The organism is Janthinobacterium sp. BJB401 (assembly GCF_013372745.1).
In the GTDB taxonomy this organism is placed as follows: domain Bacteria; phylum Pseudomonadota; class Gammaproteobacteria; order Burkholderiales; family Burkholderiaceae_D; genus Janthinobacterium; species Janthinobacterium rivuli.
Genome location: NZ_JABXFH010000017.1, coordinates 1 through 14,171, shown reverse-complemented (window position 1 = coordinate 14,171; position 14,171 = coordinate 1). Strand labels below are relative to the sequence as shown.

The window sequence follows — 14,171 nt, the reverse complement described above, 5'->3', positions numbered from 1 at the left end:
TACTAAGTAAAATTGAGATGATAGAAATTTTAATGCCAATTTATGAAATACCATAAAGGAAAATTTGATGTCGACAATTCAAGAGGATGTTCATGAATGGCTTTTGACGCAACAGGAGTGGCTTCAAGTCGCAGCTGATAGGCTAATGAGAAAAGGTGTACTCAGTGATGACGATATTTTGGAAATTACGGCAATTCTCAAGACTCCTGCCGGTCAACTCGTCACTAAAAATCGGATATTCGAAGGACTGATTGTCGGAGGAGATGGTGGACATGAACTTCGTCTGAATTCTATCGGTAGCGTTGTCGGCATCGAAAATCTTTGTCCGAGACAGCCGTTGGTTTTTGGGCCAGGAAATTTAACTATAATTTATGGCCACAATGGATCGGGCAAATCTAGTTATTCTCGAATTCTTAAAAGAGCATCTGGGAAGCCTAGGGCAACAGACCTAAAACACAACGTGTTTCAGCCTATACCTATCGATAAAAAATGTACTATTTCTTATAAGTACAGCGGCGAAGATACTGCAATCGAATGGATTGCCAATGGTGAAGTAATTGACAGAATTCGCGCCACGGATATTTTTGATAGCGACGAGGCTGGATATTATTTAAGCAAGGAAAATGCTGCGGCATACACACCGCCTATGGTGGCCATGTTTGAATCGTTGGCTTCCGCAAGCGATAGTATTAAAGATTATTTGCAAGCAGAGCAGGATCGATTGATTAGTGTGCTTCCTAAAGTTCCTGCTAATTTCCTTCCAACTGTGTGCGCAAAGCAGTATCTAGCGCCCCAAGGGATAAAAGAATTAGCGCTCAAAAACCTGCTTAGTTGGACAGAACTGGATGGTAATAAGCTCGATGAACTAGTTGAGCGCTTAAAGGTAGTCGATCCAGCAGCACTTGCCAGGAAAAAGAGAGCAACAAAATTGCAGGTGGAACATTTAATCACCAACCTAAATCACGCCACGAAAAATTATGGTTTGGCTCATATTGAACTTGTGAGAATGCTTCGAAGCGACGCATGGGCTAAACGGAAAATTGCGACTGAAGCGGCGCAAGTTGTATCTGCAAGATTAGATGGTGTTGGATCACCCACATGGCGCGCTCTTTGGCTTGCAGCAAAATCATATTCTGCCACCGCATATCCCCAACAGGTTTTTCCAGTAACTAACGATGCATTTTGTGTCTTGTGTCATCAAGAGTTAAACGTCGACGCCCAACAACGACTTAAAGATTTTGAGGCGTTTGTACAAAGCAAGTTGGAAGCCGAGGCTAAGTCTGCAGAGATACTTTATGGTGACGTACTAAAAAATCTTCCTGTTGCTTTAAATCAACAACAGATTGATACGCAGTGTGAGGCCGCTGGCGTTAGTACTGATGAATGGAAGCAGAATTTTTACAGTTTTTGGACTATGGTTATACAGGTTCGAAATAGTTTATTGACTGATGAAGCAAATGAAATAGCTATTCCTGTTGATGAGCAGACTGAGAACTTACGCATACTTCGTGATTATGTTTTGCAGCTAGAGTCGGAAGCTCAACGCTATGATATGGATGCAATGGGATTTGATCGAGGTCAAGCTGAAAACGCCAAATTAGAGTTGGAGGCACAGAAATGGGTATCGCAACAGGCGGCAGCTGTTCTTATAGAAATCGAACGGTTGAAGAAAATCAAAATCTATGAATCTTGGAAGGCGCTGACTAATTCGAGGAAAATATCCGTTAAAGCAAGTGATGTTTCAGAAAAGTTCATTACTCAAGCATATGTGGCGAGGTTCAATAAAGAATTGCAAGCACTAGGAGCACGGAGGATTCAAATTGAGCTTGTGAAAAGTCGAACGAGTCGAGCCAAGGTATATCATCAGCTAAGATTGAAGGGCGTAAAAAATGATCAAGCAATGCCTGAGGCCATCCTGAGTGAAGGTGAACGAAGAATTATTTCACTTGCAGCATTTTTAGCAGATGTGGCGGAGAAGCCGCAAATTGCCCCATTTATTTTTGATGATCCTATTTCCTCTTTGGATCATGATTTTGAATGGAACGTTGCTGTGCGTCTGGCTGAGCTAGCAAAAAGTCGACAAGTTTTGGTGTTTACACATAGACTTTCACTGTATGGATTAATGGATGACGCAGCAAAGAAAATAGGCGAAGATTGGAAAAAGAAAAATTTCACTCAGTTATGCATTGAAGCATTTTCGGGTGCTGCGGGTCATCCTGTTGAACAAGCCGTATGGAATGGGAAGACTGAGAAGGCAAATAATATACTAATAACTCGAATTGATACGGCAAAAAAGATCGGTGATGTGGATGGTGCTGAGACGTATCGCGGTTTAGCTCAGGGGATATGCAGCGATTTCCGGAAGTTATTAGAGCGCACTGTCGAAGACGATCTTTTCAACGAGGTCGTTAAACGTCATCGTCGAAGCATAACAACTGATAACCGGCTTGGGACAATACACTCAATTGAAGCAGAAGATTGCCAACTTATTGATAGATTGATGACAAAATATTCATTTTATGAGCATAGCCAATCTCAAGAAGTTCCAGCTTTCATTCCAGAAGCGGTTGAATTGAAGGAAGATATTGAATTACTTAAGCAGTGGCGCACTGACTTTACAAATCGTCGTAAGTTGGCTGCTGCCTAAGTAGGTTGGTGCAATGGTTCTCGGCCATTAGGTTTTTTCAATGGCTGAGAAATTTTTCTATATTTTGGCATTCTTTAGGTCTTCATGAGGGCGAGGTGGCGCTGGGTGATGATGACAAAAGGTCCAAACGCCTGGCTACTTTTCTTGTGATGCGTAAGAGAGTCTGAATGTACTAAAAAGTGTCGCCCACCTCCGTCCATCATTTGACATAATATAAATTATGCGAAAGACTAGCATATTTTTATGTGTTGCTAAGAATCCAGCTTGACAGTCCAGGCGACGCAACATACATTTGACAAATGTTATATTCACATGTTGCATATGCCATGGGATTCAAACAATTCTCCGGTTCAGTTGCACTCCATCAGGCACTTAGGTCGCCGGTGCTTCTGGATGATATCGGCTTGCCCAGATACTGGGCGGCGGTGAGCGCGGCGGTGTCGTCGCGGGATTTGGCGCTGACAACCGAAACAAGGAATCTGCGCTACATTGAAGCGTTCTACGTTTTCGCCGACGAACTCCATCGCCCAGGCTTCCTGGACGATATGCTGACCCAATGTGACTTTGCCGAACTGGGCAGCCTGTTGGAAGCCTATTTCATTAGCTTGAGGAACAGGCCCAAGCTGACGGAGGCGGCTCAGAAGCAATGGCGGACCGGCCTATCGTTTGTGCGCGACGTGGTGACAGGCCTTGGGAAAAACGCCGCAGCGCCTTCTGGCTTGTCACAGCTTGAGACTAAGTTGCTTCAACTGGACACATCGTATGGTCAATTAAGACTTCAGAAAACACGTCGTCCTGCGACTCTCCGCTCGCTCCCTGCGGAAGTCGTCGAATGGCTATATGAGACGCTCGACCCCGAATCCCCGAAGAACCCCTTCAAACGTCAAATAACACGCTGGAGGGTCTTTATTGCATTCGTTGTCATGCTGCATGAGGGATTGCGGCGTGGCGAGTTGCTGCTTCTCTCAGTCGATGCGGTCAAGACCAGGTTTGACAAAAAAACACAGCGCTATCGGCATTGGATAAATGTTCAAAACCTTGAAGTAGAGGATGATGAAGGCGGCGCCGCAGTTATAGTTGACACAAGGTATAACAAGCCCAGTATCAAAACTAATGATTCCATCCGCCAAATTCCTGTAAGTGATTTGATATCCAATTTGATTCAATCCTACGTTGAGAATTTTCGAGGCAAATGTGACCACCCTTTCCTCTTAAATACACAGTTGAAAACGGCACTATCTCATGAGTCGTTGACTGCTTACTTCAACCACTTGTCCGAGCGTATGCCGGCTTCTGTGCGCAAACTGCTACAGGACAAGAATAAGAAGGATTCTATTTCCCCTCACGACCTTCGGCATACTTGTGCAGTTGTCCGGCTCAACCAAATGCTAGAAGAAAAAGTACCAATGGTCGAGGCTCTACAAAGGTTGCGTTCATTTTTCGGTTGGTCCTACAAGTCAGACATGCCGCTTAGGTATGCCAGGGCCGTGTTCGAAGACAGAAATGCGAACGTGTGGGCGAGGATTCTTGACGACCGCATTGAACTGGTCAGGTCAATCCCTAAGGGTATTTGATGACAAAACTCAATCTCGAACCCTCTGCAGTCAGGGCGGATGTCTTACCGTCCCTATTAGCGGCGCTGCCTTCCTTGCCGGGAACCGTCCGGTATTACGACGAATTCGACGAAAAAGTTCGGTCGATTGAGAATTTCGATTCCAGATACATCTTTTCCATTTATCGGGCAGGAAGGCGCGAAACCCTCGATTTTTTTAGGTTGGGACTGAACTACGGTTGCTTAGCGAAACACTTGTTTTTTCACTGTATCACGGCAGACCTGAGCATTTCTACCGTTTATCTCTATATTGCAGCCCTTCAGCATGTTGAACATGACCTGTTGGTGGACGTGTTGTGTGCCAGCCCGATGAAAATCAAAGAGATATGGCCGCTATTGTTCGCTAAAAACCTCAAAAAAGAGTCATTCATGGCACTCAAATGGCTGTTAGTCATGTTGAGCCAACGCCATTTGTGCGGCTGGGAGCCTGCCTACCTAGAATTCATTAGTTCCACCCTGCCGCTTCCGGCTAATACCAAGTATTCCACTGTACTGACCGGCGACGCCTTCCTTTCAGCGAGCGAGGAGGCACAAATTGTCCATTATCTGGACGGGCTGGTGGCCACCAGTATTCGAGCCCCGGAACAATTGACCGATGCGACTATTCGCAATGGCGCGATGCTCATGTTTTCCTATCTTTTTGGGATGCGGCCGTATCAGATTGCCAAAGTCGCGATGCGCGACGTGCGTATTTGGGATGAGCAGGAAGGGACACACCCATCTGTACACATTACCTTTTATATGATTAAGCAACGGAGTGATTCAGCGGCGCTCCCCATGGTTCGGCGTGTAAAGCATGCTTGGGCACCCCTAGTTCTCCTATTGCACGAACGAGCTTTGAAGCAAAACTTACGCGGAAGCGACAGGCTTTTCTCCGTTGTCTCCGCAGATGATGTCGGCGTCGCGATTAAAGTACTTGCCACCGAAATCGCTCACCGTCAAATTGGCGCGAACGACTTTCGCCACACCGCCGCTCAGCGTCTTGCCGATTCGGGGGCCAGTCAGGAAGAAGTTGCGACGTTTCTTGGACATACGGATATCACCACCTGTCTCGTATATTTCGAATCCTCGCCAAACCAAGCGGAATTAATCAATCGGGCATTAGCCATCTCGCCAACATATCAGCGGGTGATAAAGATTGCGCATGACAAATTCATTAGTGCAGCTGAGTTATCCGAGTTAAAAGAAGAAGAACAAATTGCTGGGGTTCCCCACGGAATTCCAATTGCAGGAATCGGCGGGTGCGGTGTAGGCCAACCGTCTTGCCCGTATAACCCCATCACCTCATGCTATGGTTGCCCTAACTTTAAGCCTGTGCGGGACATCGAGCTCCACCGGCGGGTCCTCGGGGACTTACGCGGAGTGGTGATTTTCTTCGCCGATGCAAGTCGTGAGGAGAAGAAGTCGCCGGCATACCAACTCCGTCACACGCTATTAGCTGTACAGGAAGTCATCCGGGAATTAGAGGACGACACCGATGCATGATGCATTCGTTTCCTTCGTCGAGAGCGGCAAGGCCCTGGCCAAAGGCAGAGGGATGGCATGGGATTTTCCTTTGGATGACGCAGGGGCATCCGTCATCGGGTGGAATCTGACCGAAATTATCCGCGGCCGGCCGCCCACGCACTACCTGCGGGACCTTGGTCAAGATACAAAGGCGCTTGCATTTATGAATGCATTACGCGTCGAACGAGGCCACCCTCCCCTCGTTAAGTCCGCCCTCAGCACGCCTTGGCAAGACTTCATCAAAGCGGCTACCTGCGACCAACTATTATTCAAGAGGAATACACCTTCGCACGTGGCTCAGAACATCATTCGCCCTCTAAAGGTGCTCGCAACTTGGGCCGGCACTGTCGAACCGTGGCAATTGACCGCCGACGTGGCGCGCGACGCCATTTCAATGGCCGGGCGAATGCAAAAATCCGGCAAGTTGGCGGACCTTGTAATTGGAATTATCAAAACAGTTGTCGACACGAATCATCTCTCCGAAAATTGCCCGTTATCCTCCGCCCTGCCCACTGAGCGGTTGGCTCCCAACCCTGATAGAAAGTCTAAGGAAGTTAAATCAAAGGACGAGATACGTCAGTCATTGGAACATCGCAAACGCGCTGAACGTCTCCCCACAAAGCGCGCGTTCTGGGAATTGGTGCGCATCATCTTTACGGAAACTCCAAGGACGTTTGTTGACGCGATACGGTTCAACGCCCTGAAAGCTATGGTTCTGTCCGGACTGCGGGTGGGCGAAATGACAGGGTTGCCTGCGGACTGGAAACGATTTCGCGAATATTATGACGCGAATGGACGGCCAGCCGGTGAGTCGGGAGGATATTCAAAAGCGCTGATGCTACGTCATTTCGCTGAGAAACAGCAACCGAGACACGGCGATAGCGCTGTTTTGATTGAGAAGGCGCAGTACGTTCCGAAGATTTTTTCTGAAATCATTACGGCGACTTTAGACGATACGGTTCGATTGACGCAACCCTTGCGCGACACCTTAAAACGTCAAGTTGAGACGGGCCGAATGCTGCCGCAGTTTGGGGAAAACGACCTGGTTCCTGTCGCCGAGCTGTATCCATTTATTACTGGCAATCCATTCTGGCTGAAGATGGGAAAGGAGCTGTCTGACGATTACGTCGCTAGGTACCGCCAGGGCTTCGACGCTCAGGTGCTGCAGTCACTCGCACAACATCAGCACAAAGAATTTGAAAAGGCCGGAGCGCTTGATTCGGCGACATACGTTTACTACAACCGATTGTTAAAAAACGATTCTAAAGAATATCCCTTGTTGAAGCTACGTCATTCTTCCGGGGAAGAATATGCCCCTGAAAGGAAAACGTGGCGTGAAGTCTTCGTACGCGTAGGCGAACTGGAGAACTATCTGGCCGCCTCTGCCCCAACCAAGCTTTCGGACATCACATCGCTAAAGCTCGGAGCGGGTGAATTCCAGGCGTGGGAGTTTCTTTACCTTACACCCAAAAGGGCGTTATCCGAGGAGCGCAACGACGGGATATGCGATATTACGCGATATTGCTCCGTTGGCGTCCCCAACGACATGCTTCTACTCTCTGTCCTAGGGGATGTGAAGGACCAAAAAGAAAGTCTTTTTATGCGCTATGGTCAAACCGTTGAAGACCGGGCCCTAACACTGGACTCGCATATGCTCCGGCACCTCCTGACGAACGAATTATTCAGACTAGGTTTGGCGGATACCATCATTTCCAAGCACCTCAACCGCCGCGATGTCGCCCAGTCTTATGAGTATGACCACCGGACTCTTGCCGAGCACCTGGAAGACATGGATTTGCCTGCCGGCACCGAGGTCGCTCTGGGTCAAAGCTCTGCGACCGTTGCTGCTCTCATCCTCGCAGGGAAAGCCGTGGGTCCGATAGCGACCACGTATAAGCGTATTCAACGTGAACAAGGGGACCAGGCAGCATTCGAATACCTGAGGGTAGAAGCGGACGGATATCACTCTACTCCCTACGGAGCGTGCGTTCAAAGTTTCATGACGGAGCCCTGCCCCCTGCATCTCCAATGCTTCACCGGCTGCAGCCAATTGATTGCAACGGGCCTACCCGAGAACAGAAGGAATCTTGAGGGACTTGAAGTAAGATTTCAAGCTGCCCTGTCGGATATCCAAGCCCGCCCCGTCGGAACGGTGGGTAGAAAAAACCAGCTACAACATGCGACTATTGGGCTGGAGGGTGTTCGCAAACTACTGTCCACCCCCCGCGGAAAGCGGGTATTCCCGGACGGTCCCGATTTATCTAAATTGACACCTCCGGGGAGTGTTCTTGATGACTAATAGGACCGACAACACCTGCGCGCCATCAGTATCATCAATGCCTGCATCTTATGACCATGAAATGGAAGAAATTCTTCGGACAATGTTGGAAAATGACGAGGACATTACCGCCCGCGGTGTGATACGCAGGTACGCGTCCTTAAGTGCCGCTTCTTCCATTACAAGGAACCCGGCGCGTTCGCAAATGCTGGCCAAATTCCAGGCGAGACAAGAAGAGTTCAGGGGCTGGCGGACTCGTCTGGCGAAGCGCTCGAAGGATAGCGCCGCTATGGGCATGGCGGAAAAAGATAGTCGAATCGCCGAACTGGAGCGTCAAGTTGAACTATTGACTGCATCGCACGTCGCAATGTTACGTGCGGTGGGCGAGCTCGGTGGATATGCGAAATGGGCTAAATTCTTCGAAAGCTACAAGGATATACGAGACGAACTGATAAAAATGGGGGCAATGCCAACCGCAAAAGTCATCGCTTTAGATGAAAAAGGTCGCTAATCGGCCACGCAAAATTGGGAGAGCGACAAGGCTCTCAGCCAGGGCTACCTGGAGTTCCCAACCGTCAGCATAATTGCCTAAAGCAAGACTTACACATCACATCCGGGGGCCGGCAAGCGCACGTAATAAGCGTTGTCCTCATGAGGTAAGGTTGGTGCATCAGCTCGCATGTCTGCTAAATCTTGCCCACATAGGTTGTGCAGTTCAGCAGCACGTAATGCATTTCCTCCCGCCTGCAGCCGACCAGCAGCCATTGATGCCTTGGCGACCGTGCTGACAAAGTCCATAGACCGTAATACCATTTGGTGTCAGTCGCATGGCAGCACTCACCCTCCCCTCCTTTACCGACAAGCGTAGGCGGCACCAACGAGACTTATTGGGCCGACTTGGGTGATTGCGCAGTCTCCGGCGTCCATGATGACCATGGTGGCGTGGTTACGACGGTCGCCTGCGCTCAGGCGGTCTATGCCCTGTTCGGCGTCGCCAGCCAAGAACGGGGCGAACTTCATCGCCAAGCGCAGCCACCGCTCGGTTTCCAAGCTGTCCAGTGCACGTGGACCGTCGCTGCCCTTGTCGGTGTCGGTCTTGCGCGTCAGCTCCAGATTGAAGGCATGTGCGACGACAGGCACTTCTCGAAGCCTCAGCCGACATTAGAGGTCAACTTGCGCGCGACTGTGCTTTAGCTAGCCATACGTCTTGCTCTGAACTTACGACTCGGACCGAGCGGAAAATCTCGCTCAATTGAACGGCGGCCGCCCTTCGGTCGCCCATGTCAACGAGCCGGTCCAATGCTCTCAGTAGCTTCTGTGCCATGGCTACCGGCATAGGTTGTTCTCGCTCACTGAATCTCTGAATCAGTCCAGAGAGCCTTGCCGGCAGCTGAGCATCTCGCCACCCACTCGGGCTACCATCTAGCACGAACATATAATCGAGACTGCTCACAAAGTGTTCGACTGGATAGTGTTCAAAGCTGGTCTCACATAAAGTCATCCAAGCACCCGCGACAAAGGCGACCGACCCATGCGCTTTCAGAATCGGCTCAAATATGGGAATGACAACCTCGACTTCGGACCATTCACGGTTTGCAAACCTCGCAGATAGCTCTGCATACGGCATCTTGGAGAAAAATAAATCCTGAACGATTTCGATAATCTCTCTATCAGTGCGCCCACCAGGTTCGCCGGCATAGTGCCAGCCGCGATACTGCAGCACTCGCTGTGCGACCGCCGAAAGCAGTGTGAGTGCTACCGGCGGAATTTCAGGGCTATCCACTACGGCCGCAATGAGATGCCCGGTGAACTCTTCGGCAACGCTGCCAAAAGTATCGTCATCTGCGGCGACGGCTGGCGCGAGAAATCTGCGGATACCCTCTTCCGCTGGAAGGCAAAGCGAAACTTTCGCCAAGAACGCATATAGGTACCGTTTCCACTCGTAGAAATCGGCCCCGTCAACTTCAAGCTCTCGTTTGCTTGTTACCCAAGATGGTGCAACTCGTTCAGTAGTCCACCTCACTAAATCTTCGCACCAATCCAGGAATTGGCTTGCAAAGCGTTTATCCGCAACGGCCGCATCTATCGGGATTACGCCAATGATTTTTTGAAGGAATGCGACATCTACTTGCATGGCGTTCAGTTTCCACCCGGACTCCTGATGATGCCCTCGTCCTCTTCTTTTTGGTGCGCTATCCGACACTGATACCTCAATCCAAGGCGCTGGCAAACTTGGTTGGGTATCCTTGACAGTGTTTCCTTCAGAAATGCGTTCAAGTTCAGCGTCAATGACTGCGTGCACGTATGTCTGCCGATGCAACTGAGATTCGTTGGCCCGTAAGTCGTGTCGGACTTCAACCAGAGCATGTTCAGTGGCCAAGCAAAGCGCAGCCCAGCCAATGCTTGAATCGCTTTCCCATGTACCCAATAGGCCTTTTAACGCCGCAACAGTAATCTCTTCGTAGGGGTGAGCGACGAGCTTAGTAAGCTGCGATTGCAAATACAGGATGTCTTGTTCGTCGTCGGATAACTTAAAGCAAGCTCCCAAGCCACTTGTCGCAAACAGCACTGGGTGGTGCATGAGAATTGCACTTTTAATAAAAAAATCATCGAAAATCTCAGGCACTTGAGAAGCGTATATACAAACCTCTACCGCCCATTCGACATGGTCAACGGCGTTCTCGGCGACGACGATTGCGGCAACCGCTGCGACCGCAGCTTGCCTTTGGTGGCGTGGGTCCAAGCCCGGATAGCCGGCCTCAAAAAGGTCCGGAGTTTGCAACTCTTTCGCCGCAGCAACCGCTTCCTCAATGGTGAGCGAGTTTGCTAGCTTGCCTCCATCGAAATATCCATGGACCCAGTTCAGGATGCGCAAATTGCGGGACATATCGTCGTGCTTGGCCCGCATGGCGTCAAATTCCGGACCGGTTGATTTCGGATTCTCCAGTGAAATGACTATTTTCGATTTGTCTTCACTTACCTCTGCTCGATAGTTTTTGGTCTTACCGAACTCCGCCCATATTTTGGCTGTGCTGCTAAGGTCCGCGATGATACTTTCGTTTTCGCGCTCTTCTACATAATTGAACGGCAACTCTTCAGGGAAGCGTTGAATGGCGGCACCAGCCTGTGCACCTAGTTCACCTCCATTGAGAAGGATAAGCATGGTCAGAGACCGGATATCCTGGCGGCGCACGGGACGAGTATTCCCGTCGCGCACGGCTTTGGCGTGCGTTTGTTCATACGGCTTAAAGCCAATGAGGTTAGCCATCTGCATCATGTCATGAACCCTTCGCTCAATGTCCCAGCACCAGACTCGCTGGTTTATCGCAAGGGGCAGGCACGCGGCAGAGGAATGCTGCGCCTGGGTGATGATGGCAGTAGCCACTGCTAAAGCTCCGACTGACCGATGCCCCTCCAAAACATCTTGGAGAATTTCGTCAATCGGAACACCTTTCTCGAGTTGCCGGAACGCCCAAGCTTCCAGCGCCATCCACCCTGAATTCACCGTCGATGGTGACCAATTACCCCTGGCACCCATATACTCTCGTTTGCCGCCCCAAAACATCTGCCTACCCCACGGAAACTGCATAACAACAGGAATAGCGGTACCTTTGCGTTCGTACGACAGACGATGAAGCTGTCGCCACGCCTGAATGGAATGGTTCGCAAGCTCTCGAATTAACCTGCGTCCCTCATCAGGTGCTTCTTCGAACAGTGAGTGGAAGGGCTCTCTGGTGGGCGCGGCCGGGAAAAAGTTGTGATTGTCCTCAATGGAAAGCTTGTCCCAATCCCATTGCCCAAAACTGCGCGATACTCTATATTCATGACCCCGTACATATCTCTCTACATCGACAGGCAGGCGTTTCCTGACGAACCTCAGCATGAAATCGACCAACTCGGCTGGACATGTTCTGGCAAGGAACGGTGCGCTTGAGAACAGCGCCTTCACGACTTCGCGGGGCATACGTTCGAGATGATGCAAGTCGCGCACATACTGAGCCACCTGCGTTCGCTGTGCAAGTGCTGCGCTTAGCACCATTGACCGCAACGACTGCTCCAGGTGCTCCAAATCATCCCGCCCTACCCCTTTGCGGTCCAAAGTGCGCCAAACGCCATAGTCGGAAGTGAATTCTTTACGATGCCGCTCGTGTTCGATGTGGTACAACCAGGCGAGACACGTTTGAATGATTCGTTCGGAGACAGGATTATGAAAATTCGCAAACGCGTTCTGCCATACACCGAATGCGGCAACGACGTCCGGGAGGATATTGGTCGGGAGGTAAGCCGAATTGTCGAGTAGCCAGTTACAGAAGCGAGCCCACGCAGGGATATCTGATGGGTAACCAAACATATCGGCATACATCATCCGCTCTGCAATGTCGATAGCAGGAAGGTCGCCGCGGTTTAGAATCTTCGCGTTTGGCCTCGTTTTCTCTGCCTGATACCAAACGACTAACTTGCCTACCCTCGTGTGAGCTGGGTCAAGCATAGCTTGACTAAACGTGGAAGAATGCTCCTCAAAAGTCTCCAGTGCAAATGGGCCCGCCAGCCATGCACGAAGCCACTGTGAGCGAAGCATGGTATCGGTCTCAAGCGCTATGAGGTATGTCGTCCAGTTTTCTTGATATAGCAACTCCATCTGTGATAGCAGCTCGACGACTCGACCCAGTGCGGGCGGTTCTCCGATTTGATGAATGACACGGAACCAGGTGTCACCTTCGCTCACCAGATACTGCAGGAACGCCCACTCGAAGAAAATGTCATGAACGAACTGAACGGTGTGACCCATTCGGACAGCGCGGATAATTCCGTCCGCTTCAAGTTCTGCGAGAATCTGCGCATCAATCTCAAAAGCTGGGATACGGCGGCCTAGCTGATGTGCGCCTAACTTTGCTAATTCAACAAGCGCTTTGCGACGGTACCCAACGCGGTTGTGGTCCGCAGCATAGCCACCACGCTGCCACCAGAGCGCAGCTAAGTCGACCTCAGAGGTCGCGGCCGTGTTTCCTGCATCAGATTCCTTCGCGAGAACCGCTGCAAAAAATGGTCTGCGGACGACAGATTGTACGGCAGCTGGGCCGAACAGAAGGTGCTGAAGCTCCGGCCTCCCTTTCGCGAGAATTTTAGCCTCTTCGTCGTTAAACGAATCCACGACCAGTGAGCGAATTCCCCTAGCAAACATCTGCGAGGGAAGCCAAGTACGCAATGGCTCCATGCCGGTATCGCGCACCGTAGCGACGATACACCAGTCAGACAAGTGTGGGGAATTATGGATAGTGTTAAGCAGGTCAAGAACAATACCGCGATGTGCGACCTCAATGCGGTCAATACCATCGATGAACAAAACACCGGTACCAGCAGCGCCAAGTTCAACAAGAAGTTCCTCAAGACTGGTATGTGAAATGCCGCTGGTAGTCGCATATTGTGACCACGTCGCCCCTTGAAGCCGGTCGGACTTCAGAAAAATGACCGGCGATGCCTCCAAAAGGCATTCGATTGCCGAACGAAGTACCGCGGACTTACCTGCACCTGGCTTACCGGTAATCTGATAAAAGCCGGGCGTTGCGATAGCGTCAATTATCGACTTTACGTGTCTATCTCGCGGCACATTCAACCCAGAGATGTCGTCACCGATTTCAGCAACAGCAAGTCTGCTCTCGTGCTCAATCGCCTGCAAGGCAGCACGCAGACTTGGGCCACCTGATAGCCGGAACGCTCCATTTAGCCTAGCCACGAGCGTTTTTCGGTCGAACGCCGCCGCTCGGCCTTGAGACACGCGAATCAAAGCGAGGAGCCGGCGCCACAAATCATCCGCCCGCTCGCGGTCGATTGGAGCAAGCGCATTTGCTAGCAGCGAAACAGTGTTTGCCTCCGTTGGTGAGCCTTCAGTCAGCATATCCAGGCGGATAAGCGTGAAGTGAGCCAATAACCTAAAAGCTACTGCATCGAGTTCATCTTGCAGAACGTGCGGGGTGAGGATTGTTCGGACTGCCTCGTAGTGCACCAGCTTTTCGCCAGCAGCGCCCTCTGTCCGGAGTTTTTTCCCGAACCGCTCCGAAGAACTCTCCGCACGCGCCCATTCGCACAAGGTTTCGAAGGTTCTTTTGCTCGCGTCTGAGATTTCACCA

7 protein-coding genes are annotated in these 14,171 nt (G+C 50.6%); 5 read left to right on the top strand and 2 right to left on the bottom strand.

Annotation, left to right across the window (positions count from 1 at the left end):
* Positions 1-67: 67 nt before the first annotated feature.
* The 5 genes from HWE17_RS13150 to HWE17_RS13130 all read left to right on the top strand — a co-directional run bounded on the left by HWE17_RS13150 (position 68) and on the right by HWE17_RS13130 (position 8,554).
* Entirely contained in the window at positions 68-2,647 is a 2,580-nt protein-coding gene (locus HWE17_RS13150) for an AAA family ATPase (protein ID WP_176389041.1), read from the top strand.
* Positions 2,648-2,973: 326 nt separating this feature from the next.
* Complete coding sequence (locus tag HWE17_RS13145; protein ID WP_176389040.1) at positions 2,974-4,221, top strand: site-specific integrase; 1,248 nt, start codon at positions 2,974-2,976, stop codon at positions 4,219-4,221.
* Positions 4,221-5,744: a site-specific integrase gene (locus tag HWE17_RS13140; protein ID WP_176389039.1), complete on the top strand. Its 1,524-nt coding sequence runs from the start codon at positions 4,221-4,223 to the stop codon at positions 5,742-5,744. The genes HWE17_RS13145 and HWE17_RS13140 overlap by 1 nt, the downstream gene beginning before the upstream one ends.
* Entirely contained in the window at positions 5,737-8,064 is a 2,328-nt protein-coding gene (locus tag HWE17_RS13135; protein ID WP_176389038.1) for a hypothetical protein, read from the top strand. Before HWE17_RS13140 ends, HWE17_RS13135 begins: the two co-directional genes overlap by 8 nt.
* Positions 8,057-8,554 carry a hypothetical protein gene (locus HWE17_RS13130; protein WP_255206234.1) on the top strand — a complete coding sequence of 166 codons (498 nt, stop codon included), beginning with the start codon at positions 8,057-8,059 and terminating at the stop codon, positions 8,552-8,554. The genes HWE17_RS13135 and HWE17_RS13130 overlap by 8 nt, the downstream gene beginning before the upstream one ends.
* A 341-nt stretch (positions 8,555-8,895) precedes the next feature.
* On the opposite strand, the gene HWE17_RS13125 is transcribed toward HWE17_RS13130, so the two are convergent.
* Entirely contained in the window at positions 8,896-9,183 is a 288-nt protein-coding gene (locus HWE17_RS13125; RefSeq protein WP_176389037.1) for a hypothetical protein, read from the bottom strand.
* Between the two features lie 28 nt (positions 9,184-9,211).
* Complete coding sequence (locus HWE17_RS13120) at positions 9,212-14,131, bottom strand: hypothetical protein (RefSeq protein WP_217916774.1); 4,920 nt, start codon at positions 14,129-14,131, stop codon at positions 9,212-9,214.
* Positions 14,132-14,171: the final 40 nt, after the last annotated feature.